Genomic DNA, 26,867 nt, shown 5'->3' with positions numbered 1-26,867 from the left:
GGAGGCGAAAGATGCGATTTTCAGGACTGCGGGTGTTGCGCGAAGGCTTGACCGGCAATCGCCGCTGGACGCCACAGTGGGGCGATCCCGAGCCTCAGGCGGAATATGACGCCATCATCATCGGCGGCGGCGGCCATGGGCTGAGTACGGCCTATTACCTCGCCAAGAACCACGGCATGACCAATATTGCGGTGCTTGAGAAGGGCTATCTTGGCGGTGGCAACGTAGGCCGGAATACGACCGTGGTGCGGGGCAATTACTTTCTGCCGGGCAATTCGGAATTCTACAGTCATTCGCTGAAGCTCTGGGAAGGGCTGTCACAGGAGCTGAACTACAACGTCATGTTCAGCCAGCGCGGAGTGATCACGCTGTTTCACTCTGACGCGCAGCGCGATGCCGCGGCTCGGCGCGGCAATGCGATGATCAACCAAGGCGACGATGCGGAACTCTTGGACCGCAACGCCCTGCGCAAGCTGCTGCCCTATCTGAATTACGACAACGGGCGCTTTCCGATCCACGGCGGGCTGCTGCACCGGCGCGGCGGCACGGCGCGGCATGATGCGGTGGCTTGGGGCTATGCGCGTGGCGCGGACCAGCGCGGCGTCGATCTGATCCAGCAATGCGAAGTCACCGGCATTGATATTGAAAACGGTCAGGTGCGCGGCGTGCAGACCACGCGCGGGGCGATCCGGGCTAAAAAGGTGGCGATTGTGACGGCGGGGCGCTCGGGTCAAGTCGCCGCAATGGCCGGGATACGCCTGCCGATTGAAAGCCATGTTCTGCAGGCCTTCGTGACCGAGGGCTTGAAGCCAGTGATCGACCATGTGGTCAGCTTTGGCATGGGGCATTTCTATATCAGCCAGTCCGATAAGGGCGGTTTGGTCTTTGGCGGCGATCTGGATTTCTACGCCTCCTATGCGCAACGCGGCAATATGCCGATGATGGAGCATGTGATGGAGGCGGGGATGACCCTCATGCCGATGATTGGCAAATCCCGCGTGCTGCGCTCTTGGGGCGGGATTATGGACATGACCCCCGACGGCAGCCCGATCATCGACAAGACTGATACCGAAGGTTTGTTCATCGATTGCGGCTGGTGCTACGGCGGCTTCAAGGCGGTGCCGGCCTCGGGCTTTGCACTGGCGCATCTGATGGCGACGGGGCAGCACCATGAGACGGCAGCGGGCTTCCGGCTGGACCGTTTCCGTTCGGGCGAAGGTCTCATGGACGAAGAGGCCACCGGGTCTCAGCACAACTTGCACTAAGGGGAAACGACCATGCGGATTGAATGCCCCATTTGCGGCAGCCGGGACCGGCGTGAGTTCTACTATCGCGGCGCTGCGGTCGCCTTGGCGCGCCCTGCGCCCGATGCCGGTGATGACATCTGGGACGCCTTTTTGCACCTGCGCGACAACCCAGCCGGAGAGACGCGCGACCTGTGGCAGCATGAGGCCGGGTGCGGCGCGTGGCTGGTCGTCACCCGCAATACGGTGACCCACGCGGTTCACGCCGTTGCACTGGCGTCTGATGTGAAAAGGGCCACGCTATGAGGATCGCAGGGCGCGGATTGATCGACCGGGACAAGCCGGTCAGTTTCACCTTCGACGGGCGGCGCTATGATGGCTTTGCGGGCGATACAGTCGCTTCGGCCATGCTGGCAAACGGGCAGCGGTTGATGGGGCGGTCGTTCAAATACCACCGTCCGCGCGGGGTGCTGAGCGCGGGCAGCGAAGAGCCGAACGCGCTGGTGACCACCGGGGTTGGCCCCGCGTCAGAGCCCAATGTCCGCGCCACGATGCAAGAGATTTATGAGGGTCTGGCGGTGCGCAGCCAGAACGCTTGGCCGAGCCTCGACTTTGATGTGATGGCGGTGAACGACCTTGGCGCGCCGTTTCTCGGAGCCGGGTTCTATTACAAGACCTTCATGTGGCCGCGCAATTTTTGGCGCCGCGTTTATGAACCGGTGATCCGCCGTGCGGCGGGGCTCGGGCGATTGAGCGGCCAACCGAATGCCGACGCCTATGAAAAAGCCTATGCCTTTTGCGATCTCTTGGTGATCGGCGCGGGGCCAGCCGGTCTGATGGCGGCGCTGACGGCTGCGCGGTCCGGGGCGGATGTGATCCTCGCCGATGAAGATGCGCCGATGGGCGGGCGGCTTAACTGTGAGAGCGAGCGCATCGGCGGTCAGCCGGGTCACGCTTGGGCCGCAGGCGTAGTCGCGGAACTTGCAGCAATGGACAACGTCCGCCTGATGCCGCGCACGACGGTGACCGGTGCCTATGACGGCGGCATGTTCGGCGCGTTGGAGCGGGTCAACCAACACCGCGCGCGGCGGGGCGAAGGTGCGCCGCTGGAGTGTTTCTGGCGCATCGCGGCCAAGCAATCGATCCTCGCAGCGGGCGCATTGGAGCGCCCCGTGGCTTTTGCGAACAACGACCGCCCCGGGATCATGACCGCAGGCGCGGTGCGGGCTTATCTCAATCGTTGGGGCGTGGCACCGGGCAAGCAGGTGGCGGTCTTTGGCAACAACGACGACGCGCATCGCACCGCCCGCGATCTGGCAGCGGCGGGGGTGCATGTGGCTGCGCTGATCGACAGTCGCGACAGGGTCAGCGTCGATGGCGCGGATTTCCCAGTGCTGAGCGGTGCGGTGGTCTGCAACGCATCAGGCCGCAGAGAACTCGAGGCGGTCACCATCCGCACGGCAGGGGGCGAGCATAAGATACAGGTCGATTGCTTGGCGATGTCGGGGGGCTGGAACCCTTCGGTGCATCTGACCTGCCATCTGAGCGGGCGGCCTATGTGGGATCCAGCGATCCACGCCTTCGTGCCAACCCCCGGTGCAGTGCCGGGGATGCATGTGGCGGGGGCGTGCAATGGCGTGTTTTCGACTCACGGCTGCCTTGCAGCGGGTGTGGCAGCGGCAAAGGGTGCGCTGGAAGCTTTGGGCCGCAAAGCGGAGGCCATAGACTTGCCGCCTGCCGAGGACGCGCCCTACACCCTCAAACCGCTTTGGTCCGTGCCTGGCAAGGGGCGGGCGTGGCTGGATTTTCAGAACGATGTCTGCGTGAAGGATGTGCAGCAGGCGGCGGCGGAGAACTTCCGCTCGGTCGAGCATATGAAGCGCTACACGACGCAGGGCATGGCACCGGATCAGGGCAAAAGCTCCAACGTCGCGGCGCTGGCAGTGCTGGCCGATGCGACGGGACGCGGGATTGCTGAGACGGGTACGACCACCTTTCGCCCGCCCTATACCCCGGTCGCGATTGCAGCGATGGGCGCGGGCGGGCAGGGCAAGGGTTTTGCGCCCGAGCGTCTGACCACCAGCCATGCCGCCAGCCTTGCGATGAACGCGCCGATGGTGGAGGCAGGGCTGTGGTATCGCCCCAGCTATTTCCCGCGCGGGCGGGAGCATAACTGGCGGCAATCTTGTGATCGGGAGGTTGGTTTCGTGCGTAAGTCGGTGGGCATCTGCGATGTCTCGACCTTGGGCAAGATCGACATTCAGGGGGCGGATGCGGCCAAGCTTCTTGATCTGGTTTATACCAATACTTTCAACACATTGAAGGTCGGTAAGGTGCGCTATGGTTTGATGATGCGCGAGGATGGGTTCGTCATGGATGACGGCACCTGCGCGCGGTTGGGCGAGCAGCACTTTCTGATGACCACCACCACGGGTGCGGCGGGACAGGTGATGCGACATTTGGAGTTCGTGACGCAATGTCTGCATCCCGAATGGCAGGTGCATTTGACCTCGGTCACCGAACACTGGGCGCAGTTTGCCGTGGCGGGGCCGAAGTCGCGCGAATTGCTGAACGGGTTGTTGGAGCAACCGATCGACAATGACCGCTTCCCCTTTATGGCCTGCGGCGACGTGCGGCTTGGCGGGGTCGACGCACGACTGTTCCGCATCTCCTTTTCCGGCGAACATGCTTATGAAGTCGCGGTGCCCGCACGCTTTGGGGCGGCGCTGTTTGATCTGCTGGTCGCGCGGGCCGATGCGCTCGGCGGTGGCGCCTACGGGATGGAGGCGCTCAACGTGCTGCGGCTGGAAAAAGGCCATATCACCCATGCAGAGATCGACGGGCGCGCCACGGCGAGTGACATTGGCATGGAGCGGATGGTGTCAGACGCCAAAGACTGTATCGGCAAAACCATGTCTGAACGCGCCGGCCTGCGCGATCCTGAGCGGGCGCAACTGGTTGGACTACGGCCCGTAGGCGCGGTGAAGCAGTTGACCGCCGGCGCGTTTTTGTTTGAGACCGGGGCCGAGGCGAGCCGCGAGAATGCGCAGGGGCATACGACCTCTGTCGGGTTTTCGCCGGATGTCGGCACCTTCATCGGGCTGGGTTTTGTGACCCGTGGCCGCCAACGTCATGGAGAGGTGATGCGCATGGTCGATCATCTGCGTGAGATTGAGGCGGAGGTGGAGATCTGCGCCCCGGTCTTTGTCGACCCGGAAGGAGGGCGCGCCCGTGGTTGAATTGAAAGCGCAAAGCCCCTTTGCGGACCTGCTCCCCCTAAAAGTCGGCAGCATGACGGTCGAGGAACGCGATTTGGGTCGGCTTACCGTGCTGGGCGGCTTTGCCAGTGCTGCGGGATTGTCAGAGACGTTGGAGGCAGCGCATGGGGTTACCTTGCCAAAGCCGTTGCAGAGCACCCAGAAGGACAACACCCGATGCCTTTGGTTCTGTCAGAATGAAGTTTTGCTGGTTGGCCCCGCGCCGGACGAGACACTGGCAAATCACGCAGCGCTGGTCGATGTCTCAGACGGCTGGGCGGCGGCAGAGCTGCAGGGGCCGGGGGCCGAAGACGTGTTGGCGCGGTTGGTCCCTGTCGATCTGCGCAGTGCGACGTTCAAACCCGGCCAAACCCTGCGCAGCCAGTTGCGCGAGATAACCGCCTCAATCACCCGCACCGACGCCGGGTTTCTGTTGCTGGTCTATCGGTCGATGGCCGGCACTTTGGTGCAGGAGTTGCGCCGCGCTATGGAAGCGGTGGCGTCGCGGCGCTAGGTTGCTCAGCGGGGGCCCGAATCCCCGTTTGGCAAACAACGGAGCATAGACATGAACAAGACAATTCTCGCCGCACTCGCCGCGATCAGCATGGCGGTCTCGGGCCCGGCGCTGGCGGCTTCGAAAAAAGAAGAAAGCTGTATGCATCAGGCCGCCGTCGTGGCCGCCGTACAGCAGGCGCGGCTGAACCGGGTGAAGGAACGCGAAGTCCCCGCTACAGTGCAAGCAAAGGCGACTTGGCCCGAGGATTTTAACACCGCGATCCCGCTGGTGACCCCTTGGGTCTATGAGATGAAGATGCGCGACGTGAAGAAGAGCGATCTGTCGGCCGCGTGGAAAGAAATGTGCCTCGCGCAGTAAGCTGAGATACCTCAAGCCGGGCGAGGGCACCACGCCGGGCGGAGCCGCTGCCCGGCATGGACGGGCGCTTTGCCGCCCGTGGCTGGCCCGCCTGCTCTGGACTCTGATCTGCCCCCGTCGGTATATGAAAGCATGAGCCTGCCCCCTGGATTTTTGGAAGAACTGCGTGACCGCGCCAGCCTGTCTCAGGTGGTGGGGCGCAAGGTCATATGGGACAACCGAAAGTCCAATCAGGGCAAGGGCGACATGTGGGCGCCGTGCCCCTTCCATCAGGAAAAATCCGCCAGCTTTCACGTCGATGACCGAAAGGGGTTCTACTACTGCTTTGGCTGCCACGCCAAAGGGGATGCGATCTCTTTCGTGCGCGAGACCGAGAATGTGAGCTTTATGGAGGCGGTGGAAATCATCGCCCGCGAAGTCGGCATGCCGGTGCCCAAGCAAGACCCGCGCGCGCAGGCAAAGTCTGACCGTCGCACCCAACTGGCCGAGGTGATGGAGCAGGCGGTACAGTGGTTCCGCCTACAACTGCGCACCGGGGCGGCGGGGCCCGCGCGGGATTATCTGGCCAAGCGCGGCCTGTCTGAGAAAGCGCAGGCGCATTGGGAAATTGGCTTTGCCCCCGATAATTGGCAGGGGCTGTGGGACGCGCTCAAGGCCAAGGGGGTCGAGGATGACCTGATCTTTGGCGCAGGGCTGGCGAAACCCTCGACCAAAGGCGGGCGGCCTTACGACACTTTCCGGGGCCGGATCATGTTTCCGATCCGGGATGCACGGGGCCGGGCGATTGCCTTTGGGGGCCGCGCGATGGACCCAAACGACAAGGCGAAATACCTAAACTCGCCGGAAACCGAGCTATTTGATAAAGGCCGCAGCCTTTACAACGTGAAAGACGCCCGCGCCGCTGCAGGTCGGGGTCAGCCGCTGATCGTGGCCGAAGGCTATATGGATGTGATTGCCCTGCATGGGGCGGGCTTTGAGGGGGCCGTGGCACCGCTCGGCACCGCGATTACTGAAAACCAGTTGCAGATGCTGTGGCGTATCGCGCCCGAGCCGATCATCACGCTGGATGGCGATGCGGCGGGCCAGCGCGCGGCACTTCGGTTGATCGATTTGGCGCTTCCACTGCTAGAGGCTGGACAGAGTCTGCGGTTTGCCGTGATGCCCGAGGGCCAAGACCCCGACGATCTGCTGCGCGCGCAGGGGGCGGGGGCGTTGCAGAAACTGCTGGATAGCGCCCTGCCGATGGTTAAGCTGCTCTGGCAGCGCGAGACCGAAGGTAAGGTGTTCGACAGCCCCGAACGCAAAGCGGCGCTTGATAAAAGCCTGCGCGAAAAGATTAAATTGATCCGCGATCCGTCGATCCGCAGCCACTACGGGCAAGAGATCAAAGACCTGCGGTGGGACCTGTTTCGCCCGCAAAAGCCACGCGCTGATTTTCGCCCCGTGGGCGGCAGGGGGCCGGGCAAGGGCGTCGGCAAAGGCGGTAAGGGCGGCAACTGGGGTGCACCACTGGCACCCTTGGCAAGCACCAAAGCCTCAGCCCTTGTGGCGATGAGCGACGATCAGGTGGGCCTGCACCTGCGTGAGGCGGTGATCCTTGTAGCGCTGGCCGGCTGTCCCCAATTGATCGAAACCTTTGAGACCGGGTTGGAGGGAATGGCCTGCACGGACCCCGACCACGCGCGGCTGCGCGACCTTCTGCTGCGCTTTGGCCATGCCAGCGAAGAGGTGCTGCGCGAAGAGATTTCCTATTCTCTGGGCTGGGAAACCCTTGAAAACATCAAGGCGCAACGCCACGTTGCCATCACGCCCTGCATCCGCAAACCCGGCAATGTGGAAATGACCCGGATGACCGTGGCCGAGGAACTGGCCAAACTGGACGCCGCCCGCGGGCTGAACGAGGAAATTGCCGAAGCCGTCGAAGACTTAAGCGGCCCGGCAGACGAGGGGGTCACGTGGCGCCTGAGCGAAGCGGCCCGTGCCGCCGACATTGCCCGCCGCAGCGCACAAGAAGACAACAACGGTGAATTTGACGTTGGCGACAACGGTATGACGATGAGCCGCGATGAACGCAGCGCCCTCGACGCGCTGCTTGGAACGATTAGATATGACAAGTCGAAGGGCCGCGGATGAGGCATCAGCGTGACCCTTTTGCAGGACTTTTTGAAAATGCCGGGTAACGGGTTTAAGAATCACCAAGAACCCCGCATGATTCGGAAAACCGAATCATCTGTGGATGATTCGCGCTGACGCGCTGAAGGAGCATGAGATGGCTGCCAAAGATACAAATGACGACGCAAAGACCGACGATTCCGATTCAGGCCACTCGCTCGACATGAGCCAGGCCGCCGTCAAGAAGATGATCGGCGAGGCGCGCGAGAAGGGCTATATTACCTACGATCAGCTCAATACCGTGCTGCCGCCGGATCAGGTCAGCTCGGAGCAGATCGAAGATGTGATGTCGATGCTCTCGGAAATGGGCATCAACATCATTGAGGATGAGGAAGCCGAAGAGGAAGAGGCCAAGGGCTCTACCGAAGTCGCGACCACCGAATCCAATCGCGATGTCGCACTGTCCTCGGGCACGTCTGAGAAACTTGACCGCACCGATGACCCGGTGCGCATGTACCTGCGCGAGATGGGCAGTGTTGAACTGCTCAGCCGCGAGGGCGAGATCGCCATTGCGAAACGCATCGAGGCGGGCCGCAACACGATGATCGCCGGGCTGTGCGAAAGCCCGCTGACATTTCAAGCGATCACCATCTGGCGCGACGAACTTCTGTCCGAAGACATTCTGCTGCGTGACGTGATCGACCTTGAGGCGACATTCGGCACGCAGATGGGCGATGAGGAGGAGACCACCCCCGTGGTCGCCCCGACAGCCACCAGCGACACCAAGTCTGACGAGGGCAAAACCGAGCTGGATGCCGACGGCCACCCAATCTCGTCCGATGATGACGACGATGAGGACGAACAGGCCAACATGAGCTTGGCTGCCATGGAAGAGGCGCTGAAACCTCAGGTGCTCGAAGCGCTCGATATCATCGCGGATGACTACGAAAAACTCAGCGCGATGCAAGACAGCCGGATCTCCGCCACGCTGAACGAAGACGGCTCCTTCACCAAAGATGAAGAAGCGATGTACCAAAAGCTGCGGTCCGAGATCGTGCTGCTGGTGAACGAGCTACACCTGCACAACAACCGTATCGAAGCCCTGATTGACCAGCTGTACGGCATCAACCGCCGCATCATGCAGATCGACAGCGCCATGGTGAAGCTTGCCGACCAAGCGCGCATCAACCGCAAGGAATTCGTCGACAACTACCGCGGCTATGAGCTTGATCCCAATTGGATGGAGCGGATGGCCGAGAAATCCGGTCGTGGCTGGCAGATGTTCATCGAACGCTCGTCCGAGAAAGTGGATGAGCTGCGCAACGACATGGCGCAGGTTGGTCAGTACGTTGGCCTTGATATCTCTGAATTCCGCCGCATCGTGCAGCAGGTTCAGAAGGGCGAAAAAGAAGCCCGTCAGGCCAAGAAAGAGATGGTCGAAGCGAACCTGCGTCTCGTCATCTCCATCGCCAAAAAGTACACGAACCGTGGTCTGCAATTCCTTGATCTTATTCAAGAAGGCAACATCGGCTTGATGAAGGCCGTGGATAAGTTCGAATACCGTCGCGGCTACAAATTCTCGACCTATGCGACCTGGTGGATCCGTCAGGCGATCACCCGCTCGATCGCCGATCAGGCGCGCACCATCCGTATTCCGGTGCACATGATTGAGACGATCAATAAGCTGGTCCGCACCGGTCGCCAGATGTTGCACGAGATTGGCCGTGAGCCAACGCCCGAGGAACTGGCCGAGAAGCTGCAAATGCCGCTCGAAAAGGTCCGCAAGGTGATGAAGATTGCCAAGGAGCCGATCAGCCTCGAGACGCCAATCGGCGACGAGGAAGACAGCCAACTTGGCGACTTCATCGAAGACAAGAACGCAGTGCTGCCGCTGGATTCCGCCATTCAGGAGAACCTGAAGGAAACCACAACCCGCGTGCTGTCGTCGCTCACCCCGCGTGAGGAACGTGTCCTGCGGATGCGTTTTGGCATCGGCATGAACACTGACCATACGCTTGAAGAGGTCGGCCAGCAGTTCTCGGTCACCCGTGAACGTATTCGTCAGATCGAAGCCAAAGCGTTGCGCAAGCTCAAGCACCCGAGCCGCTCGCGCAAGCTGCGCAGCTTCTTGGATCAGTAAGCCACGGGTTTGGTTCACTAAAAGACAGCTTTTCAGCAGATATAACGCGGCTCCTCGGGGCCGCGTTTTTCACATGTGCTTGAGCGTCTTTGACGCGGCCCCTGAGCGGATTACATCCGGTGTATTCAACCGAAAGGATATGTCATGCGGCGTTTTCTGGTTCTGCTGATCTCATGCGTGTTGCCGCTTGAAGCGGCGGCGCAGGCCTATCGGGCCGAGAATTGGCTCCTCGTTGTGCCCCTGAACACTTTTGATTTTGAGGTTATCGAGGACCGAGGCGTAGGCGCGCGGGGAATTTGGTGCGCGGCAGGTGAATTTGCCCAAACCGTCTTGGCCCTTCCGGTAGATGAGCGGCTCTATATTAAAACGCCGCGCGGGCCATCGGTCAGCGGGGTGGGGCGTCGCGGCGTGGTATTCACCACCGATGCCTCCCGGGCAGAGGGTGATGCCGGGCAGTCCTACTCTGTCACCGTAAGACGCGCGGGGGAGAACCTACCCAGCCACCATGCAAGACAGTTCTGCCGCGATAAGTTGATCGAATTAGAGGATTTTTAAACTATGAAACGCAATCTGTGTCACAGACTTCTGGCTCTTGCGCTTATCGCGGTCCCGGGAATGGGGCAAAGCGTGCAGCCGCAGCGCGACCTGAACATCACCCCGGTAGCGGGCGGTTTTCTTGTGGAGAATGACAGCGAGCATGGTGCGCGGGGAATGTGGTGCGCCGCTGGCCGACATGCCCAGACAATCGGCGCCACATCCCCCAAACAACGCATCTATGTTGCTGAAGCCCGGACGCCCGGACTTGGTCAGCGCAACGCGGTGGCATTCACCCTTGACCCGAGTGGTTTGGCGACGCAGCCCGCGTTCCTTGTCGGGGCGTCATTCCGGCAAACGGGATCGTCGATGTCGGTACAGCATGCTCTCAGCATTTGTCACGCCCTGCGCGGGGCTGGCCGCTAAATGCAGACCTGCTTTTCGATCCGAACCGGCGGGCAGGCACTTTATGAGTTCACCGAGGACGTGGCGGCATGGGTGTCCGGGCAGGGTGACGGGTTGCTGACGTTGATGATCCGTCACACCTCGGCATCTTTGCTGATCCAAGAAAACGCAGACCGTGACGTACAGCGCGATTTGCTGGCCTATTTTTCACGGCTGGTGCCGCCCTCAGACAGTCCGCAGATGTCGTACCTGCGGCATGTCATGGAAGGCCCCGACGACATGCCTGCGCATATCAAAGCTTCCGTCTTGCCGGTCAGTCTCAGCATCCCGGTAGCGCAGGGGCGCATGATGCTCGGAACGTGGCAGGGTATCTACTTGTTTGAACACCGCGACGCCCCACATCAGCGGCAGGTCGCGGCGCATTTCCGGCCCGACTGAACGCCGGGCCGGCATGATTTAACCCGTTGGCATCAAATGGATCTCGCGCACAGCGGCACGGGCGGGGGATTCAAGTGCATGCATAACCGCGGCTGCGACATCTTCGGGCTGCAATTTGTCGGGCTTGGCTTCGTCAAAGAAGGCCGTGTCGACCATGCCCGGAGAGACAACCATGCAGCGCCCGCCCCATTCGGCCATCTCATCCGCCAGATTACCGGCAAAACCGTGGATGAACCACTTCGTCGCGCCATAGATCGAGCCTTGGATATGCACCCTTCCAGCCGCGGAACCGGTGACAACATACTGCCCGGTGGTCTTGCGCAAATGCGGCATGGCGGCATGGGCGGTATAAAGCGCACCCATAATGTTAAGATCGACCATCGCTTTCCAGTCCTGCGGATCGCCATTCTCGGTACCCGCGGGGCTAGTGCCGCGCCCAGCATTGGCAAAGGCGGCATCAACCTGTCCAAAGTGGTCGGCCAATTTGTCCAACGCAGCCTTCTGCGCATCGTAGTCAGTGGCATCACCCACCAACACCAGGGCCTGATCGCCGAGTTCGGTTGCAAGGTCTTTCAACTTGTCTTCGCTGCGTGCGAAAAGTCCGATGTTCCAGCCCGCTTTGGCTGCGGCACGGGCGGTGGCTGCGCCGATCCCACTGGAGGCGCCGGTGAGGAAAAGTGTCTTGGTCATGGAGTGCTCCGTTTGTCTGTTCTGGGACCAACGCGGCGCGGGGGCGATGGGTTCATGTCACAGGTTTAAACGCAACATCTAGCTATGAAAATCTTCTCTACCCAAAACCTCGCGGCTCCCCTATAAGTTTTGACAAGAGGGCCGCGCGCCCCACAAGTGAGGCAGGATGAAGAGGGGGACGGCCCATGCGCTGCCCGTTTTGCGGAAATATTGACACCCAAGTGAAAGACAGCCGCCCGGCCGAGGATCACGTCTCGATCCGGCGCAGGCGGTTCTGCCCGGCTTGCGGTGGCCGCTTCACAACCTATGAGCGGGTGCAGCTCCGTGACCTTGTAGTGATCAAGACTTCTGGCAAGCGCGAGGACTTTGATCGCGATAAGCTGGAACGCTCAATCCGCATCTCCATGCAGAAGCGCCCCATTGATCCCGAACGTATCGATCAGATGATCTCGGGCATCGTGCGGCGGTTGGAAAGCATGGGCGAGACCGACATCAGTTCCAAACATATCGGTGAGATCGTGATGGAGGCGCTGGCCCGCATCGACACGGTGGCCTATGTGCGGTTTGCCTCTGTTTACAAGAACTTCCAAGCCGCGGATGACTTCGATAAATTTGTCCAAGAACTGCGGCCCGGCGCCCTTCCCGAAGAGTGACCGGCGATAAGGTGAGCGACGCGCGGTTCATGGCGCTGGCGCTGTCCTTGGGGCGGCGCGGCCAGGGCAATGTTTGGCCCAATCCAGCGGTTGGCTGTGTGATCGTTCAGGGCACCCGGATCATTGGACGCGGTTGGACCCATCCGGGCGGGCGGCCCCATGCAGAGCCGCAGGCGCTGGCACAGGCCGGTGAGGCGGCGCGCGGGGCCACCGTCTATGTCACGCTTGAACCCTGTTCTCACCACGGCAAAACACCGCCCTGCGCGCAGGCGTTGATCAACGCGGGCGTGGCGCGGGTGGTGATCGCGACCCAAGATGATGATGCGCGCGTCAACGGGCGCGGAATTGCGATGCTGCGCGCGGCGGGGATTGACGTTTCGGTTGGCGAGCGCGAGGCCGAGGCCCGTGCCGATCACGCCGGGTTCTTCTGCCGGACCGATTTGGGTCGTCCGATGTTGACGCTAAAGCTGGCCAATTCCTTTGACGGGCGTATCGCCACCGGGACGGGCGAGAGCCAGTGGATCACTGACGCCCCGGCGCGGCGGCTGACCCATGCCATGCGCGCGCGACACGACGCGGTGATGGTCGGCGCAGGCACAGCACGCAAGGATGACCCGAGCCTCACGGTGCGCGATCTGGGCGTGGCGCACCAGCCCGCGCGGGTTGTCGTGTCGCGCAGGCTTGATCTGCCGCTGATGGGGCAGTTGGCGCGGACAGCGGCAGATATTCCCCTGATCTTATGCCATGGTACGGATGCCGACCCGGCGCTGGTACGGACGTGGTCCGACCTTGGTGCCACGCTGCTGCTCTGCGCCGCGCGAGGTGCGCAGCTCGACCCCACGGATGTGCTGCGGCAGCTGGCGGGCCATGGGCTAACGCGGATTTTCTGTGAAGGCGGCAGTGCTTTGGCGGCGTCATTGATTGAGGCTGATCTGGTGGACCGTCTGGTGGGCTTTACTGCCGGGCTGGTGATCGGGGCTGAAGGGCTGCCGGGGATCGGGGCGCTTGGTCTTTCGCGTCTGGCCGAGGCGCCGCGCTTTGCGCTGCAATCGAGCCAACGCATTGGGCCGGACCTGCTGCATGTCTGGCGGCGCAACGCGGCGGATTAAACTCTATCGCCGCCAAAGATAGCTCTGGCTGGCAAAGACGCCTTGTAGCTTTGACAGCAGCCGGTTGCCCAGTCCCACACGGGGTATGTGACCTGTTGAAAGCCGTTCGACCACCACCTCAACCGGGCAAGGCAGGCCGGTGACTGGATCGCGGTAGCGCGGGTAGTCGATCAACGCGGCGTGAACCAGCCCTTCCAGTGTCACGCGCGCGCGGCGGCGGGGGGGCACATCGCCATGGTCTTCGGTCAAGCCCCAGCCCGCGTAGAAGGGCGCGCCGAGCGTTACCACCTGCACGCCGCGCAGCAGCGCTTCAAATCCTAGCAATGAGGTCATGGTCCAAACGGCGTCAACTTGGCCGAGCAGGGCCATCGGGTCGGCGTGGCTTAGCACCACGTCGGCGTCTTGCGCCTCGGTCGCGCCGGTGCGCAGGCCTGCTTCGACATCGGGGTGGGGTTTGTAGAGGATCACGGCATCTGGATTTCCCGCACGGGCAGCGGCGAGGAGTGCGGCGTTGGTGCGCACCTGATCGGTCCCGGTGAGGATCGAGGCGTCATCCTCCACCTGTCCCGGCACGAGGATACGGCGGCCCGTTGGTAGATCGGGGGCGGCACCACCGAGGTTGTATTTGCTGAGGCCCGCGCCGGTCAGCGTCTCAATTAACCTGCGTGCGCGGGCATGTTGATCGGGGCGCAGGTCAGCGCGCTTTTCTATCCATTTTTCTAAGCGGCTTGGCCCTTCGGGATCGTAATAGATACCCAAATCATCGCAAACCAGCGACAGCGGCGGGACCAGTTCGGCGCCCAGCCCCCGCGATCGCAGGAACCCGTCTTCGACCCGCAGTGCGCTTTCTGGAGCGGCTTCGGTCTTGCTGGCCCAGACCATAGCGCGGCGGGGGGGCGCAGGCGCCTCAGGCGGGCCTTTGCGGAAGCGGACCGGTGTGGACTGGCCAAAGAACTGCTGCAGCGGGCGGCGTTTCCAAAGGCGCATGCCCCATGCGTCCCAGCCGTGGTGATCTTCGCGCCATGCGCGGGCCTGAGCGGCGAGCGCGTCGACGGCGGTTTCCAACTCGCAAAGCGTATCGCGGTAGGGGTCGTACCATGTGGGATAGAGGATCATCGCCGCTGCAAAGAGCTGCGCGCGGGTGAGGCTGCGCTGGCGGCGCTGAACGGGGAATTCATCGACGGTCAGCCCCCATCCTGCATAAAACGGCTGGCCAAAAACGCGCGGCTTGTGGCCGGCAAAGATCGCTTCGAACCCCATTTGCGATGACACGGTATAAACGCCGACCGCGCCTTCAAATAGCGTCCATGGGCTGATCGGTTCGCTCAAAAGCGAGATGCGGTCGTTGGTGTCTTCCGGCCCGAAGTGACCGGGGCGAAACCCCTGTGCTGTCTCTGGATGGGTCTTGATGATGACCCGCGCGCCGGGGTGCTCCTCCTGTGCCAAGACCAGCATCTCCAGAAACCGCGCGCGATCCGCGCCCGAGGCGGTGACAGAGGCATCGCCCCGCGTCTGGTCGATCACCAGCACATAGCCGGGATCTGGCGCGGGCATATCAAGGTCAAAGCCCGCGTATTTCGTCAAGTGATGCTCGGCCAGTTGCGCCATGCCGCCGCGCGCGCGGTTTAGCAAGGCGGTATCATCAAGCGGATGATGGGCCAGTAACTCCTCAAGGTCCGAAGGCTGCGCAGGGTCAAAATGCGCGCCCCGACTGTCGATCAACAGACCCAAGGGAGGCTCGCCCGCGCGGCCCGGATGCAATGAGCGCAGCCATGCATCCTCAACCCTGATCACAGGCACCTCGCGTTTCGCGGCAACGGCCAATCCGCGATGTGCGGTAGGGGAATTGCCCCAAACCGCCACCGCATCGCCGGGGCCGGGCAGGCCGATGCGCAGGGAATGGCCGGAGAGTTGCAAAATACGTCGCAGGCGGCGCTGTGTCAGAAACCCGCCGTTATATACGAAAAGCCGCCGGCTCCTTTCGGGACCGGCGGCGGGGTATTGGTATGGGTCAGCTTCAAAGGCCACCGGCGTGGGTCAGCCGCTGGTGAGCGATGAGATGCTGTCGGCCGAGCTTGCCGTGCCGGTGATGGCCGAGATTACCTTGCTCCACTGGGTGAAGGGGGCCTCGGTGACATAGATCGTGTCGCCATCACGGATCACAAAGTCGCGGGCCATGAACATGCCGTTGGGCTTGGTCAGGTCGGTGACATAGACCATACGCTGCGCGCCGGTCAGATCAGAGCGGCCCAGCACCTGTTCGGCAACTTCTTCAGGCTCGTTGCGGAACACAAAAACGCCGGTGGGGTCAGCCGAGATCGGGCTTAACCCGCCAACCTGTGCGATGCCTTCGAGCAGCGAGAGGTTCTGCGATTCAAAGGGAACGCGCGCCTGTCCGCCGGTCGCGCCAAGCGCTGTGAACGAGCGTGTATCCTCTTCGACCAAGATACGGTCGCCGGGGCGTAGCGCGATGTCCAACTCAGGGTGATCATAGAGGTCTTGGAACCAGATTTTGCCGCGCTGGCCGTTCCGGATCACGGTGACCTGCGCGATTTCGGGGATGATGGTCACACCGCCTGCGCGCGCCAGCATGGCGGCCAGTGTGCGGGTCGGGCGCTCAATCGGATAAACGCCCTGTGCCCCGATGGAGCCGATCAGCGATACGGTAGAGCCGTCACCGGCTGCGCGGCGGACTTCGACCTGCGGGTCGGGGGTTTGTTCGCCCAGTTTCTGGGTGATGATGCGGCGGATCGCTTCGGGCGTGTTGCCCGCGGCGCGGATACGGCCTGCGTAGGGAATAAAGATAAAGCCCGCGCCATCAACCTGCACTTCTTCAAGCAGGGTGGCGGGCGCACCCTCGACGCCCAAAAGCGGATCGTCGACGTTCTCATAGATGGTAATGCCAAGGATATCGCCCGGCTGGATCGTGTCAGAGCCGACCTGGCCCGCGCGTTTGAAACTTTCAGAGAAACCGAGCGCCGGGGCCACGGCGATCGCACGGGTCACCCGGTCGTTCACGGCGATGACAAAAGCATCCCCTTCGCGTTGCACGGAACCTGCGTAAATTTGCCGTTTGTTCGGCCCGACCTGCGGCAAACCACAAGATGAGATGACGGCCAATGCCGCCAGCGCTGCGATGGGACGCGCCCACCGGTATGATACGGATTTCACTGCCCGGTCTCCTCGACCTGAATTTTCTGCCTCGAAATCGTCAATTGTCATGACGTATTACTTTGCAACTTAGCGCAGCCTTTAGAAAAAATCTACAGGGCGGAATGGGTTAAGTCAGGTTACGACCCGCAACTGTTGCCGAGGGGCCGCGGTGCCTTGTTCAAGGGCGTCGTAGGGGTCTTCGGCAGAGAGCATCATATCAACCACCTGGCGCAGCAACTGTCGCCGCCCGCGTGCAGCATAGAAACCGCCCGGAACCTGCGAAGTTTCAAGCAGATAGCGCCGGTAGTCCTTATAGGCACGGTTGTCGGGGCGGCTGGCGGTGGCAAAGAATTCTGGCAATGGCTGGTCTGAGACGAATTCAGGCTGGGAATAGACCGCGCGGCCAAAGACCTTGAGCGGAATACCACGCCAAAGCACCTGTTGCCCGGCAGTGGAGTTCACCGTCACCGCGCTGCGCGTGTCGTTCAAAAGCTGTGCCAGCTTGCCGCCGCGCACGAAATGCACCCGGTCAGAGACGCCATGCGCCCGCGCCAACCGTTTGACATCGCGCCGCACCGGCGCGCGGCCATCCTCCAGCGGATGGGCCTTGATGACGAGGTGATGGTGCTGCGGCGCGCCATTGGCGAAACCTTCGATCACCAGTTCGAGGAAATCGGCCATCGTGTTGAAAGGGGAGTGTTGCTGAAACGAGGAGTCGTGCTCCAGCTGCAGCAGCGCCAGATGATAGGGGAAGCCGCCGAGCCGGATCTTGAGCGTGGCGAGCAGACGGTCTGCGGCCAGGACGGGCATCAGCAACAGGCGCTTGAGGTAGAGGCGGAATTCCTTGGTCACCGGCAGGCTGCGGTGCGGTTTGAAATTGCGATAGTCGCCGTTTCGGAACATCACGAACCAATGGTAAAGCGCGCCATAGAAGATGTGATGGCGCATGTCGCCCCAGTGGCCCGGGGGCAGGGGGGCTTCCATATCCGACCGCGCCAAAGCAGCCTGCATCTGTGGGATGGTCATCTCCATCAGGCGCGAGTTGCCGTTCGACCCGCCGCGCTCATAGGTGACCCAATAGGGCCGCATGTAACCTTCCTCAAAGACATGCACGGTGATGCCACGGCGCTTGGCCTCGGCCACCGCTTCGGCGTGGATGGGCCGCGTGTCGCCGTAGAGCACGATGTCGGTGACCTGCTTTTCGTCCAACAGGGTCGCAAAAATCTGGGGCCAGTCTTCGACCGTGCCGCGATAGGGGATGTAGGTCGAAGGATGAAACCAAAAGGCCCGGTCGCCCGCGTTGAAGCCCACACGCCAAACCTCCGCGCCCGCACGGCGCAGCATCTTGCCCAGACTGTTGAAGAAAGGCCCATGCGGGCCTTGCAGGAACAAGAAGGTGCGGGTGGGGTCGGCGGTCACGGTCATACGGGTCCTAAGTCGGCGTGGTTTACCTTTAACCACCATATAATAGGGGCGACAATGTGGCGTCACCCGCTCTTGCCTGTGGCGGTGCGCGGGTTTACCACTGCGCCAAACTGCAAAGGAGCCCACCCCATGTTCACCGGCATTATCACAGACGTTGGCACCGTGACCAAGCTGGAGCAGGAAGGCGATCTGCGCGCGCGTATCCAGACGCGCTATGACACCCGCGGCATCGACATGGGAGCCTCTATCGCGAGCGACGGGGTCTGCTTGACGGTCGTGGGGCTGGGTGACGATTGGTACGAAGTGCAGATCAGCGCCGAGACGGTCGGCAAGACCAACCTTGGCCAGCACTGGGCCGAGGGGCGGCGAGTGAACCTTGAGCGTGCGTTGAAGGTGGGCGATGAGTTAGGCGGGCATATCGTGTCGGGCCATGTTGATGGCGTGGCCGAGATTATCGAGATGAAAGACGAGGGCGACAGCACCCGCGTGACGCTTCGCGCGCCAAAGGATCTTGCGCGGTTCATCGCGCCCAAGGGGTCTGTGGCGCTGAATGGCACCTCGCTGACGGTGAATGATGTCGATGGCTGCGATTTTGGCATCAACTTCATCCCGCACACCAAAGAAGTCACCACTTGGGGCGATGCGAAAGTGGGGGATCTGGTCAACCTCGAAATCGACACGCTGGCGCGGTATGTGGCACGTCTGAACGAGATGTAACGCAGCGCCCTGCGTGCCGCGCTCTGGCCAAGCGGCGCGGGTCAGGCTATGAGCCGGACAACAAATAGATGGAAAGCAGCCGATGCAATTTGACACACCCGGACCGGTCGAGACAGGGCTGAGCGACGCGATTTCTCCGATTGAAGAGATCATCGAAGACGCGCGCCAAGGCCGCATGTTCATTCTGGTGGACCATGAAGACCGCGAGAATGAGGGCGATCTGGTGATCCCGGCGCAGTTTGCCGATGCGGCGGCGATCAATTTCATGGCGACCCACGGGCGCGGGCTGATCTGCCTGCCAATGACCTCGGCGCGGATTGATCATCTGGGCCTGCCGATGATGGCGGTAAACAACTCCTCGCGGCACGAAACGGCCTTTACCGTCAGTATCGAAGCGCGTGAGGGTGTGAGCACGGGTATCTCCGCTGCCGACCGCGCGTTGACCGTGGCGGTTGCGATCTCTGAAGAGACGGGATCGGCGGATATCGCGACGCCCGGCCATGTCTTCCCCCTGCGTGCCCGCGATGGCGGCGTGCTGGTGCGGGCAGGGCATACTGAAGCGGCGGTCGATATTTCGCGGCTTGCCGGCCTGCATCCTTCGGGCGTGATCTGCGAGATCATGAAAGATGATGGCGAAATGGCGCGTCTGCCCGATTTGGTGGAATTCGCCGCCGAGCACGGCCTCAAAATCGGCACGATTAGCGATCTGATCACCTACCGCCACAAGCACGATAACCTGCTGGTGGAGCGTGACAGCCGCACCGTGACCTCGGCCTATGGCGGCGACTGGTTGATGCGGGTGTTCTCGGACCAGATCACCGGGACCGACCATGTGGTGTTGACCAAGGGCGATATCTCGACGCCCGAGCCGGTGCTGATCCGGACCCATGCAATCAATGCGCTCGAAGACATTTTGGGGCTTGGCCCTAGCCCGGCGGATGAGCTGCCGCATGCGATGCAGATCATCGCTGACGAAGGCCGCGGCGCTGTTGTGCTGTTCCGCGATCCCTATCCGCGCCTCCGGCTTGATGCCGAAGACGACGACCGCCCGCGCACGATCAAACGCACCGGGCTTGGTGCACAGATCCTGTCGTCGATGGGGCTGCATGAACTGGTCCTGCTGACCGACAATCCCGACACGCGCTATCTGGGCCTTGATGCCTATGCGCTGGAAATCGTGGGCACCCGGCCCATCACCACGGAGTAACACCATGGCTTCCGCCGAAGAACACACCATCCTGCCGCGCCCGGAATTCGACGCGCCGGTGAAGCTGCTGATCGTCGTTTCGCCCTACTATTCGGACATCGCCCACGGCATGCTAACCGGGGCCAAGGCCGAGCTAGAGGCCGCGGGTGCCGACTATGAAGTCGTCGAGATGCCCGGCGCGCTGGAAATTCCCACCGCCATCGGTATTTCCGATCGGGGCAGCAATTTCGACGGCTACGTCGCGCTTGGCTGCGTGATCCGGGGCGAGACCACACACTATGAGACCGTTTGCAACGACAGCAGCCGCGCCCTGCAACTGCTTGGCCTGCAAGGGCTTTGCATCGGCAACGGCATCCTGACAGTCGAGAATAAGAAACAGGCCGAAGTCCGCGCCGACCCTGAGGGGCAAAACAAAGGTGGCGGTGCGGCGGCTGCGGCCTTGCATCTCATCGCGCTCGCTCGTAAATGGGGCCGCCAGAGCAAGGGCATCGGGTTCAAGCCATTCGGGCAGGACACCTTGATGGCCGGCGACACGGACGGATCAAACATCGCATGACCAGCAACGCGCTTTCGGGCAATCAGAAACGTAAGATGAAGTCAGCCTCGCGGCTCTATGCCGTGCAGGCGCTGTTCCAGATGGAGCATTCCGCGCAGACGGTCGATGTCGTGCGTCACGAGTTCATCGACCACCGTTTCGGTGCTGTCTATGAGGGCGACGAGATGCAAGAGGGCGATGTGGATCACTTCTCTCGCGTGCTCGAAGATGCGGTGAACTATCAGGCGCCAATCGACCAGATGGCCAACCGCGCCATCGTCGCGAAATGGGCCATCGCCCGGATCGACCCGACGCTGCGCGCGCTGTTCCGCGCGGCGGGCGCTGAGTTCCGCCATGACGAGACGCCACCGCGCGTTGTCATCAAGGAATATGTCGACGTGGCGCATGCGTTCTTCCCCGAAGGGCGCGAGCCGAGCTTTGTGAATGCCGTGCTCGACCACATGGCGCGAGAGGCCCGTCCCGAAGCGTTTTAAGCAAAGGGACGACCCAGCCCAAGAGCCAGAGCAGTCAGATCAAATTGCAGCGAAGGGGGAGTGACGGGAACCGCACCTGCCGCTGCTGTTTTATATTCCCGAGGACCTGTATGTACAGGTGGGCGCCAGGTAACCGAACCAGGGCTCGGACAGAGCCAGCTCCCTCGGATTTGCTTAAGGCCACTGGAATGTAACGTTCACGAACAGGGCAGAACCCGTCGACACACGATGTAGGGGCCAATGGGGGCTGCGGCAAGGGGTTAGGCTGCGTTTTCGTGCAAGTGGTCGCGCAATTGTCCAAGATGACCATCCCAACCCTTATCAAGCGCCAGCGTCAGGCCAAATGCGGCTTCGCCAGCGGGCAGGCCTTCATGCTCAAGTGACAGGCGCGTTCCGCCGGGCACTTTGTCTAACGTCCATCTCACCGTGCTCTCCGCGCCGTTCATCGGCTTGATGGTAAAGCTATACTCCAGATATTCAGGGGCACGGGCCTCGCGCACTTGCCCCCAAACCACACGGTCGCCGCTTTCATTCCCATAAAGTGCAAGTTCTTCGCCTTGCTTGAGCGGGGCGGTGGGGGCGTGAAACCATGTGCCGATCTTGTCGGGCTGGGTCAGGAACTGCCAGACAGTTTCCCGGCTGGCCTGGAGAAAGATCGTTTTGCGCAGGGTGTTGTTGGTCATAATTTTTCCTTTTCGATGGCAGTTTTCAATGCGTCGAGATGCGCGTCCCAGAAGCTGTCGAAATATTCGATCCAGCTGAGCACGGGGGCGAATCCTTGGGGGTTGATGCGGTTGACCTTTTCGCGGCCACGGGCGCTGACCGTGATCAACCCGCCGTCGCTGAGCACCGTGAGGTGCTTTTTCACCGCCGCGCGTGTCATGTCGAAATGGCCGGCGACTTCTGCAATCGTCAGGTCGTCGTGGCGGAGCAACTTGAGGATGTCCCTGCGGGTAGGGTCGGCGAGCGCCCGGAAAGTGGGTTGGGACAGGTCTGTCATGATGGTGCCTATGCGATACCTTTTGGTTTTACATAGGAATAGATACCAAAAGGTATCATGTCAAGGTGTGTCGGATGATACGCCCGACTGTGCTCTACTCCACTTCGGGAATGAATCCGTAGCGCCGCAACTCCTCGGGCAGAAGAACGTAAATCTCATCGGGCGGCGTCACCAGCGCATGCTGCATGACCAGCGGGTCGATCCCCATGTCGTCTAGATAGCGCATTACCTCGCCCTGGCCGCGCTGGATGTCCTCTACGGCGACAAAGGCAGGCAAGAGCGTGCTTTTGCCAAAGTAATGCTGATGCACACCCACAGAAGCGCTATCTGGCACCTTGCGCGTCTCACCCGCCGCCAGCAGGTAGGGGCAAGCGGAATAGCAGATGTCCCCGTCGCGCAGCGTGGTGTTAAACCCCTCGCGGCGCAGATAGCGGCCCAGTTCAAGCGCATCGCGCACGGATCCGCCGGGAGAGTTGAGATAGAGCTCCTCAGGCGCAGGCGTAAGCTCAGACAGTTGTTTGACGATTCGTTCGGCATCGCCCGCTTCAATCGCCCCTTCCAGCAGTGCTGCACGCCCGCCAGAAACAGGCGTTAAGACTAGCCGATCGGGCAGGGCGGTTTCGGGCATCGGCTGGCCGGGGTTTGGGGCGCGTTCGGGGCGAAAACGGCGGGTCTGATCACCGGGGCGGATGGGCTCGGTCAGTTCTGGCGCCTGCGGGCCAAACCCCGGCAGACGCAGCCCTTCGCCCAGATCCCCCCAGAACAGCAGCACCGCAAGGCCAAGCTGAAAGATCAGCACGCCAATCAGCACACGCCCAACAATGGGCGGCTTGCGTGTGGTGCCGAGGTCTGGGGGCGTGCTCTCGCTCACGTGCTTTTGATCGGTGTAACGTGGCCGGGCGTGTCTTCACGCCTGTCGGTTTCCTCGGGTTGTTGTGGCGCAGGGGCGCCGCGTTTATGCGCGGGGCTTTCCTGCATCGCCGCATCCACGTCGCGTACAGCGGCAAGCGCGGCGCGCAATTCTGCTAGGGTTAGCGTGTCTTCGACGGCGGCCCCTTCGCGGCCCGAACGGATCGCGCCGTGGGTAACGGCGAGGATCATCACCAACACCGCGGGCAGCAGATCAATCGCGATCGCCCCGGCCCAAGAGGGGACGAAGTTGCGCGCATAAAGGATCACCGCATCGGCGCTGGAGATCGGCGTGTAGGTGGTATCGGCGGCGGGGGGCATAGATTGCACGTCTTGCGCGGCGCGTTCCAGCGTGGCGGCACGTTGGGCCAGCACTTCTAGAACCGAGGTGATCGTGGCACCTTGGGCACCACGTTGCTCTTCGCTGCTGCCATCAAGTTCGGGCAGCACGACAGAGGCCGAAAGATCCTGCGCTGCGCGTTCCACCAACGGGGCGACGGAAAGCTGGCGTAGCCGCGTGATCAGCCCCGCAAGCCGCACCGCTTGTTCGGAAAATTCGACCGAGCGGGCCTCAACCGGGCCGGGTTCCACCGTGAGCGCACGCATTCGGCTGAGGATTTGGTTCCCTTCGGAAAAAGCATCATTCACCAGCGGCGTCTGGGTGGCGATCTGCGCTTCTAACCCCGAAAGCTCTGCTGATTTCTGTCGCAGCACCCGAAACACCGCGCCGCGCCCGGCAAGGCCCGACAGGCTGCCTGCCGCCTCTTGTTCGCTGAGGTCCTCGAAACTTTGGCGTACTCGGGCAACATCGCGTTCAAGACCTTGAGCAGAAAGAGCAATTTCGTGGCTCCGTTCCAGGGCGCCTTGGTAATCTTGCACCGTTTTAGCCAAATGCTGTTCAACCGCCGCTGACCCGGCAAGCGCCGCCGCGTTCAGCCAGCTCGACATCGCGATTATAGCGAGAGAGCCAAGGCCCATCGCCCCCAAAAGCCCCATGCGGGCGCGGGTGGTGCGAACAGCAGGAAAAAGGCGCAGAAGATAGGACCAAAAGACGAAAATACCGACCGACACCGCCACCGAATAAGCAATCGCGGCAAAGGCCGACATGGCACCATTGTCATCCAAAAGTGAAGAAACACCGAGGTACGTATAGATGCCCGAGGCGACAGCCAGCACGCCAAGCGCCGTGCCCGAAAACGTGTCGAGCCATGTCAAATGGCCCTCCAACTCACGGGCGTAGCGCACCCCGCGCGCCTGCGTCTCACTCATCGGTTCGCGGTCTGCCATGGAATCCCCTCGCTTTGCTTATTTCAAGATAGGGGGCGGCGGGGGAATTACCAAACTTTCCGGCCTAGCCCCTTGCGGATGTTCACTAAATGTTCATATTTGTGGTTATGATGGAGACAGACATAAAACAGTTCCAACCCGGTCAGCTGTTGGCGCGGGGGGTGATGCGGCATTTAGCGGACTTGGGATTCGCTTGTGTGGAGGAATTGGTGCCCACGCGTGGCCTGCGCGTAGATGTGATGGCCCTTGGTCCCAAGGGGGAGGTTTGGATCGTCGAATGTAAATCCTGCCGCGCCGATTTTATGGGCGACGCAAAATGGGAGGGCTATCTAGAATGGGCTGATCGGTTCTTCTGGGCGGTCGATAGTGATTTCCCGGTCGATCTGCTGCCCGAAGAGAGCGGCCTCATCATCGGCGACGCCTATGGCGCTGAGATTCTGCGGATGAGTGACGAGACGAAACTTGCGCCTGCACGGCGCAAGGTGATGGTGCAAAAGTTCGCGACCCATGCCGCCCGGCGCCTGCACCGGCTGCGTGATCCGGATATGGCGCCGAACTGGTCATAGGGCTGAGCTGGCGCTCGGGGGGAGGGTTAGCGGCCCTTTTTGCCCGCGCGGCTTGCGGCTGCTATGATTTCTTCTGCGATCTCGCGTGCCTCATCCGGGGTGAAGTCCATCGGAATTTCCACGCCGTCACCTTCAACAAAGAGACGGACCATCCCTTTGTCGGTCGGGCCGATTTGCAGGTTTGCTTCGATGTCGCGTTCGGTGTCGATGCCCATGTGAGCCTCCGGTTTGGTGGGGCTTATCGCTAGCGCGGCGCGGGTTGAAAGGCAAGCGATCTTGCGGCCATGCTGGGGCATGGAGAATATCGAGATTCGTACCTTTGACCCGGACGACCGGGATTGGCTGATCGCCCAGCACCGGGAGCATTATTGCGCAAAAGAGGGGTTCGATGAAAGCTTTGGCGTGCTGGTTACCCAGATCATCGATGATTTCATAGACGGTCATGATCCTAACTGTGAAAGAGGCTGAATCGCCAATCACGAGGGCCAACGGCTGGGATCGATATTTTGTGTAGAGCTAGACGCGCAGCGGGCTAAGCTGAGGCTCTTTTTGTTAATGCCAGAATCCCGAGGGACTTTTCTGGGTCACCTTATGCTCCAGACCTGCATGGGGTTCGCCCGTGATCGCGGCTATGAGGCAATGCAGCTATGGACACACGAATCCCACCGCGCGGCAGGCAGGTTGTATGCGCGGAATGGCTGGCAACTCACCGGCAGCCGCCCGGTTATATCCTTTGGCAAAGCCAACGTTGAACAGACATGGGAAATTCTGGTCTAAAGCTGCAATTCTTCTGCGCCTGAGGTCTTGCATTCCCCGGCCACGGGCGCTAAATCCGCCCCAGTGCCGCCTTAGCTCAGTTGGTTAGAGCGCTTGATTGTGGATCAAGAGGTCCCTGGTTCGAGACCAGGAGGTGGTACCATTACCCTTATATCGCCGATCTCGATTGCAACAGCAGCCGTGCTGCTGGGCGCAAGCTCATTTGTGCATCCGCCTTGGATTGCTTAGACGTGAACAGATTCCTTTTTGGAACAATCGCGCGCCTCTCCCGTTGGTTCTTCAGCAAGAAGATGAAGGAGAAACACTATGAAGAACCTTACAGTTAGCGCCGTTGCATTGACCCTTGCAGGTACAGCCGCATTCGCGGAGGCCCACATGACCGACTTCTCCAAGGTCGACAGCATGGCAATGAGCGAGATGCGCGGCGACCTGATCCGCACGCGGGATATCACTGGTGGAGAAATCTACACCGTGAACGAAGCAAGCGACGAATGGTCCCCGAACACTGCTTATAACGGTATCGATTCCGGTTGGAACGAGATCGGTGAGATCGAAGACATCATTTTGTCCAAAGACGGCCAAATGGTCGGGATCGTGGCAGAAGTCGGTGGTTTCCTTGATATCGGCGATAAGCACGTGATGATTTCTGTGCCAGATGTAAACTTGGTGGCTGTGGACGACACGACCTACGCTTATGTCACACGTCTGAGCGAAGAAGAGCTGGAAGCGCTGCCAAGCGTTGACGAAGGTTTCTGGGACTAAGACATACTCAGGGGCACCCGCCTCTTAGTTTTTTATCCCCGGTTCGGCATATGCCCGGACCGGGGATAATTCTATTTTAGCTTCATCACGATGCATGTGGTGGAACCCGTGGCATAAAGCTTGCCATCATCAACACCGCGAATTTCTCCGTGGGCCACGCCCGTAGAGCGGCCGACGTGATCGATCACACCGGTGCAGTCGATCTCCATCCCGATAGGCAAACCGCGCAAGATGTTAATCTTGTATTCCAATGTGGTGTAGACCGAGCCGCGCGGGACCTTTGTCATAATCGCGCAAGCCATCGCGGAGTCTAAAAGTGTGCCGTACCACCCGCCGTGGACCGTCCCCATAGGGTTGGTCATGGCAAAGCTTGGCGCGCCTCGAAACACGACCTGACCGTCTTTGACCGAATGCAGCGTATAGCCCATGGTTTCGCCAATGGGCGGGCCGGGGTTGGTTCCGTCGAGGATCGCTTGCATGAACTCAAGCCCCGAGAGATTCAGAGCGTCAGATTGTGAGAGAAGATCGGCAGGGCTTTGGGCAATGCGGGGCATATTTCTTTCCGGCAGTTAATCGCTG

Annotated in this window: 30 protein-coding genes, 1 tRNA gene and 1 other RNA gene; 21 read left to right on the top strand and 11 right to left on the bottom strand. The window is 61.3% G+C overall.

From position 1 onward, the window contains the following. Positions 1-11: 11 nt before the first annotated feature. The 10 genes from DSM14862_RS10860 (at position 12) to DSM14862_RS10815 (ending at position 11,004) form a co-directional block, all read left to right on the top strand. Entirely contained in the window at positions 12-1,265 is a 1,254-nt protein-coding gene (locus DSM14862_RS10860) for a sarcosine oxidase subunit beta family protein (protein WP_007120739.1), read from the top strand. Between the two features lie 12 nt (positions 1,266-1,277). Then, entirely contained in the window at positions 1,278-1,550 is a 273-nt protein-coding gene (locus DSM14862_RS10855; RefSeq protein WP_007120738.1) for a sarcosine oxidase subunit delta, read from the top strand. Continuing rightward, the gene (locus tag DSM14862_RS10850) at positions 1,547-4,483 is read left to right on the top strand and encodes a sarcosine oxidase subunit alpha family protein (RefSeq protein ID WP_007120737.1); all 2,937 of its coding nucleotides are present in this window, start codon (positions 1,547-1,549) and stop codon (positions 4,481-4,483) included. The genes DSM14862_RS10855 and DSM14862_RS10850 overlap by 4 nt, the downstream gene beginning before the upstream one ends. Further along, positions 4,476-5,015, top strand: a complete 540-nt coding sequence (locus tag DSM14862_RS10845) for a sarcosine oxidase subunit gamma (protein ID WP_007120736.1) — start codon at positions 4,476-4,478, stop codon at positions 5,013-5,015. The genes DSM14862_RS10850 and DSM14862_RS10845 overlap by 8 nt, the downstream gene beginning before the upstream one ends. 51 nt (positions 5,016-5,066) lie before the next feature. After that, a complete protein-coding gene (locus DSM14862_RS10840; protein WP_007120735.1) occupies positions 5,067-5,375 on the top strand; it encodes a hypothetical protein in 309 nt (102 codons plus the stop codon). Positions 5,376-5,507: 132 nt separating this feature from the next. Continuing rightward, a complete protein-coding gene (gene dnaG / locus DSM14862_RS10835) occupies positions 5,508-7,508 on the top strand; it encodes a DNA primase (RefSeq protein ID WP_040701749.1) in 2,001 nt (666 codons plus the stop codon). A 136-nt stretch (positions 7,509-7,644) separates the two neighbouring features. Beyond that, on the top strand, positions 7,645-9,627 hold the full coding sequence (gene rpoD, locus DSM14862_RS10830) for an RNA polymerase sigma factor RpoD (protein ID WP_040701763.1): 1,983 nt from the start codon (positions 7,645-7,647) through the stop codon (positions 9,625-9,627). Positions 9,628-9,771: 144 nt separating this feature from the next. Further along, positions 9,772-10,182, top strand: coding sequence for a hypothetical protein (locus DSM14862_RS10825; protein WP_007120731.1), 411 nt, complete (start codon positions 9,772-9,774; stop codon positions 10,180-10,182). Positions 10,183-10,185: 3 nt separating this feature from the next. Further along, positions 10,186-10,587: a hypothetical protein gene (locus DSM14862_RS10820; protein ID WP_007120730.1), complete on the top strand. Its 402-nt coding sequence runs from the start codon at positions 10,186-10,188 to the stop codon at positions 10,585-10,587. After that, positions 10,588-11,004 (top strand): secondary thiamine-phosphate synthase enzyme YjbQ, encoded by a 417-nt coding sequence (locus DSM14862_RS10815; protein WP_007120729.1) that lies wholly within the window; start codon positions 10,588-10,590, stop codon positions 11,002-11,004. An 18-nt stretch (positions 11,005-11,022) separates the two neighbouring features. On the opposite strand, the gene DSM14862_RS10810 is transcribed toward DSM14862_RS10815, so the two are convergent. Next, a complete protein-coding gene (locus tag DSM14862_RS10810) occupies positions 11,023-11,694 on the bottom strand; it encodes an SDR family oxidoreductase (protein ID WP_007120728.1) in 672 nt (223 codons plus the stop codon). 185 nt (positions 11,695-11,879) lie between these two features. Here DSM14862_RS10810 and nrdR point away from each other — a divergent pair, with 185 nt between their 5' ends. Further along, positions 11,880-12,347, top strand: coding sequence for a transcriptional regulator NrdR (gene nrdR, locus DSM14862_RS10805; RefSeq protein WP_007120727.1), 468 nt, complete (start codon positions 11,880-11,882; stop codon positions 12,345-12,347). A gap of 29 nt (positions 12,348-12,376) precedes the next feature. Beyond that, positions 12,377-13,456, top strand: a complete 1,080-nt coding sequence (gene ribD / locus DSM14862_RS10800; RefSeq protein WP_040701759.1) for a bifunctional diaminohydroxyphosphoribosylaminopyrimidine deaminase/5-amino-6-(5-phosphoribosylamino)uracil reductase RibD — start codon at positions 12,377-12,379, stop codon at positions 13,454-13,456. 3 nt (positions 13,457-13,459) lie between these two features. Here ribD and DSM14862_RS10795 read toward each other — a convergent pair whose 3' ends face one another. The 3 genes from DSM14862_RS10795 to DSM14862_RS10785 all read right to left on the bottom strand — a co-directional run bounded on the left by DSM14862_RS10795 (position 13,460) and on the right by DSM14862_RS10785 (position 18,034). Further along, a complete protein-coding gene (locus tag DSM14862_RS10795) occupies positions 13,460-15,484 on the bottom strand; it encodes a capsular polysaccharide biosynthesis protein (protein ID WP_007120725.1) in 2,025 nt (674 codons plus the stop codon). A 9-nt stretch (positions 15,485-15,493) separates the two neighbouring features. Continuing rightward, positions 15,494-16,627, bottom strand: a complete 1,134-nt coding sequence (locus DSM14862_RS10790) for a polysaccharide biosynthesis/export family protein (protein ID WP_050770437.1) — start codon at positions 16,625-16,627, stop codon at positions 15,494-15,496. Between the two features lie 114 nt (positions 16,628-16,741). Next, a complete protein-coding gene (locus DSM14862_RS10785) occupies positions 16,742-18,034 on the bottom strand; it encodes a capsule biosynthesis protein (protein ID WP_007120723.1) in 1,293 nt (430 codons plus the stop codon). 129 nt (positions 18,035-18,163) lie between these two features. Between DSM14862_RS10785 and DSM14862_RS10780 the strand changes: the two genes are divergently transcribed. The 4 genes from DSM14862_RS10780 to nusB all read left to right on the top strand — a co-directional run bounded on the left by DSM14862_RS10780 (position 18,164) and on the right by nusB (position 20,987). Next, the gene (locus tag DSM14862_RS10780) at positions 18,164-18,751 is read left to right on the top strand and encodes a riboflavin synthase (protein ID WP_007120722.1); all 588 of its coding nucleotides are present in this window, start codon (positions 18,164-18,166) and stop codon (positions 18,749-18,751) included. An 82-nt stretch (positions 18,752-18,833) separates the two neighbouring features. Then, positions 18,834-19,958, top strand: coding sequence for a 3,4-dihydroxy-2-butanone-4-phosphate synthase (gene ribB / locus DSM14862_RS10775; protein WP_007120721.1), 1,125 nt, complete (start codon positions 18,834-18,836; stop codon positions 19,956-19,958). A gap of 4 nt (positions 19,959-19,962) precedes the next feature. After that, positions 19,963-20,514: a 6,7-dimethyl-8-ribityllumazine synthase gene (locus tag DSM14862_RS10770; RefSeq protein WP_007120720.1), complete on the top strand. Its 552-nt coding sequence runs from the start codon at positions 19,963-19,965 to the stop codon at positions 20,512-20,514. Continuing rightward, positions 20,511-20,987 carry a transcription antitermination factor NusB gene (gene nusB, locus DSM14862_RS10765; protein ID WP_007120719.1) on the top strand — a complete coding sequence of 159 codons (477 nt, stop codon included), beginning with the start codon at positions 20,511-20,513 and terminating at the stop codon, positions 20,985-20,987. Before DSM14862_RS10770 ends, nusB begins: the two co-directional genes overlap by 4 nt. 63 nt (positions 20,988-21,050) lie before the next feature. Here the strand turns inward: nusB and ssrS are convergent. The 5 genes from ssrS to DSM14862_RS10740 all read right to left on the bottom strand — a co-directional run bounded on the left by ssrS (position 21,051) and on the right by DSM14862_RS10740 (position 24,183). Continuing rightward, positions 21,051-21,205, bottom strand: a non-coding RNA gene (ssrS, locus tag DSM14862_RS10760) — 6S RNA. A gap of 42 nt (positions 21,206-21,247) precedes the next feature. Then, a complete protein-coding gene (locus DSM14862_RS10755; protein WP_007120718.1) occupies positions 21,248-21,670 on the bottom strand; it encodes an SRPBCC family protein in 423 nt (140 codons plus the stop codon). After that, positions 21,667-21,987: an ArsR/SmtB family transcription factor gene (locus DSM14862_RS10750; protein WP_007120717.1), complete on the bottom strand. Its 321-nt coding sequence runs from the start codon at positions 21,985-21,987 to the stop codon at positions 21,667-21,669. The genes DSM14862_RS10755 and DSM14862_RS10750 overlap by 4 nt, the downstream gene beginning before the upstream one ends. Before the next feature lie 94 nt (positions 21,988-22,081). Then, positions 22,082-22,858, bottom strand: coding sequence for a COG3904 family protein (locus DSM14862_RS10745; protein WP_007120716.1), 777 nt, complete (start codon positions 22,856-22,858; stop codon positions 22,082-22,084). Further along, entirely contained in the window at positions 22,855-24,183 is a 1,329-nt protein-coding gene (locus tag DSM14862_RS10740) for a hypothetical protein (RefSeq protein WP_007120715.1), read from the bottom strand. Before DSM14862_RS10740 ends, DSM14862_RS10745 begins: the two co-directional genes overlap by 4 nt. Positions 24,184-24,272: 89 nt before the next feature. On the opposite strand from DSM14862_RS10740, the gene DSM14862_RS10735 reads away from it, so the two are divergent. Further along, positions 24,273-24,749 carry an MmcB family DNA repair protein gene (locus tag DSM14862_RS10735; RefSeq protein WP_407705328.1) on the top strand — a complete coding sequence of 159 codons (477 nt, stop codon included), beginning with the start codon at positions 24,273-24,275 and terminating at the stop codon, positions 24,747-24,749. A 26-nt stretch (positions 24,750-24,775) separates the two neighbouring features. Here DSM14862_RS10735 and DSM14862_RS10730 read toward each other — a convergent pair whose 3' ends face one another. After that, positions 24,776-24,964 carry a DUF6324 family protein gene (locus DSM14862_RS10730; protein ID WP_040701755.1) on the bottom strand — a complete coding sequence of 63 codons (189 nt, stop codon included), beginning with the start codon at positions 24,962-24,964 and terminating at the stop codon, positions 24,776-24,778. A gap of 79 nt (positions 24,965-25,043) precedes the next feature. Between DSM14862_RS10730 and DSM14862_RS21875 the strand changes: the two genes are divergently transcribed. The 4 genes from DSM14862_RS21875 to DSM14862_RS10715 all read left to right on the top strand — a co-directional run bounded on the left by DSM14862_RS21875 (position 25,044) and on the right by DSM14862_RS10715 (position 26,288). After that, the gene (locus tag DSM14862_RS21875; protein ID WP_007120712.1) at positions 25,044-25,217 is read left to right on the top strand and encodes a hypothetical protein; all 174 of its coding nucleotides are present in this window, start codon (positions 25,044-25,046) and stop codon (positions 25,215-25,217) included. Further along, positions 25,218-25,526, top strand: coding sequence for a GNAT family N-acetyltransferase (locus DSM14862_RS21870; protein WP_322790846.1), 309 nt, complete (start codon positions 25,218-25,220; stop codon positions 25,524-25,526). Positions 25,527-25,591: 65 nt separating this feature from the next. Next, positions 25,592-25,668: transfer RNA gene (locus DSM14862_RS10720), tRNA-His, on the top strand. Positions 25,669-25,832: 164 nt separating this feature from the next. Continuing rightward, positions 25,833-26,288 (top strand): PRC-barrel domain-containing protein, encoded by a 456-nt coding sequence (locus tag DSM14862_RS10715; RefSeq protein WP_007120710.1) that lies wholly within the window; start codon positions 25,833-25,835, stop codon positions 26,286-26,288. Between the two features lie 71 nt (positions 26,289-26,359). Here DSM14862_RS10715 and DSM14862_RS10710 read toward each other — a convergent pair whose 3' ends face one another. Continuing rightward, positions 26,360-26,842, bottom strand: coding sequence for a PaaI family thioesterase (locus DSM14862_RS10710; RefSeq protein ID WP_007120709.1), 483 nt, complete (start codon positions 26,840-26,842; stop codon positions 26,360-26,362). Between the last annotated feature and the right edge of the window lie 25 nt (positions 26,843-26,867).

Origin of the sequence: Sulfitobacter indolifex, assembly GCF_022788655.1 — a bacterium.
Classification (GTDB): Bacteria; Pseudomonadota; Alphaproteobacteria; order Rhodobacterales; family Rhodobacteraceae; genus Sulfitobacter; species Sulfitobacter indolifex.
This window is presented reverse-complemented; position numbering and strand designations above follow the sequence as displayed.

Coding starts and splice junctions, on each gene's coding strand:
- DSM14862_RS10855 (WP_007120738.1), top strand. CDS start 1,278: ATGCGGATTGAATGCCCCATTTGCGGCAGCCGGGACCGGCGTGAGTTC.
- DSM14862_RS21875 (WP_007120712.1), top strand. CDS start 25,044: ATGGAGAATATCGAGATTCGTACCTTTGACCCGGACGACCGGGATTGG.
- DSM14862_RS10780 (WP_007120722.1), top strand. CDS start 18,164: ATGTTCACCGGCATTATCACAGACGTTGGCACCGTGACCAAGCTGGAG.
- DSM14862_RS10735 (WP_407705328.1), top strand. CDS start 24,273: ATGTTCATATTTGTGGTTATGATGGAGACAGACATAAAACAGTTCCAA.
- ribB (WP_007120721.1), top strand. CDS start 18,834: ATGCAATTTGACACACCCGGACCGGTCGAGACAGGGCTGAGCGACGCG.
- dnaG (WP_040701749.1), top strand. CDS start 5,508: ATGAGCCTGCCCCCTGGATTTTTGGAAGAACTGCGTGACCGCGCCAGC.
- DSM14862_RS10715 (WP_007120710.1), top strand. CDS start 25,833: ATGAAGAACCTTACAGTTAGCGCCGTTGCATTGACCCTTGCAGGTACA.
- DSM14862_RS10815 (WP_007120729.1), top strand. CDS start 10,588: ATGCAGACCTGCTTTTCGATCCGAACCGGCGGGCAGGCACTTTATGAG.
- nusB (WP_007120719.1), top strand. CDS start 20,511: ATGACCAGCAACGCGCTTTCGGGCAATCAGAAACGTAAGATGAAGTCA.
- DSM14862_RS10755 (WP_007120718.1), bottom strand. CDS start 21,670: ATGACCAACAACACCCTGCGCAAAACGATCTTTCTCCAGGCCAGCCGG.
- nrdR (WP_007120727.1), top strand. CDS start 11,880: ATGCGCTGCCCGTTTTGCGGAAATATTGACACCCAAGTGAAAGACAGC.
- DSM14862_RS10825 (WP_007120731.1), top strand. CDS start 9,772: ATGCGGCGTTTTCTGGTTCTGCTGATCTCATGCGTGTTGCCGCTTGAA.
- DSM14862_RS10810 (WP_007120728.1), bottom strand. CDS start 11,694: ATGACCAAGACACTTTTCCTCACCGGCGCCTCCAGTGGGATCGGCGCA.
- ribD (WP_040701759.1), top strand. CDS start 12,377: ATGGCGCTGGCGCTGTCCTTGGGGCGGCGCGGCCAGGGCAATGTTTGG.
- DSM14862_RS10710 (WP_007120709.1), bottom strand. CDS start 26,842: ATGCCCCGCATTGCCCAAAGCCCTGCCGATCTTCTCTCACAATCTGAC.
- DSM14862_RS10750 (WP_007120717.1), bottom strand. CDS start 21,987: ATGACAGACCTGTCCCAACCCACTTTCCGGGCGCTCGCCGACCCTACC.
- DSM14862_RS10850 (WP_007120737.1), top strand. CDS start 1,547: ATGAGGATCGCAGGGCGCGGATTGATCGACCGGGACAAGCCGGTCAGT.
- DSM14862_RS10820 (WP_007120730.1), top strand. CDS start 10,186: ATGAAACGCAATCTGTGTCACAGACTTCTGGCTCTTGCGCTTATCGCG.
- DSM14862_RS10730 (WP_040701755.1), bottom strand. CDS start 24,964: ATGGGCATCGACACCGAACGCGACATCGAAGCAAACCTGCAAATCGGC.
- DSM14862_RS10740 (WP_007120715.1), bottom strand. CDS start 24,183: ATGGCAGACCGCGAACCGATGAGTGAGACGCAGGCGCGCGGGGTGCGC.
- DSM14862_RS10860 (WP_007120739.1), top strand. CDS start 12: ATGCGATTTTCAGGACTGCGGGTGTTGCGCGAAGGCTTGACCGGCAAT.
- DSM14862_RS10785 (WP_007120723.1), bottom strand. CDS start 18,034: ATGACCGTGACCGCCGACCCCACCCGCACCTTCTTGTTCCTGCAAGGC.
- rpoD (WP_040701763.1), top strand. CDS start 7,645: ATGGCTGCCAAAGATACAAATGACGACGCAAAGACCGACGATTCCGAT.
- DSM14862_RS10840 (WP_007120735.1), top strand. CDS start 5,067: ATGAACAAGACAATTCTCGCCGCACTCGCCGCGATCAGCATGGCGGTC.
- DSM14862_RS10770 (WP_007120720.1), top strand. CDS start 19,963: ATGGCTTCCGCCGAAGAACACACCATCCTGCCGCGCCCGGAATTCGAC.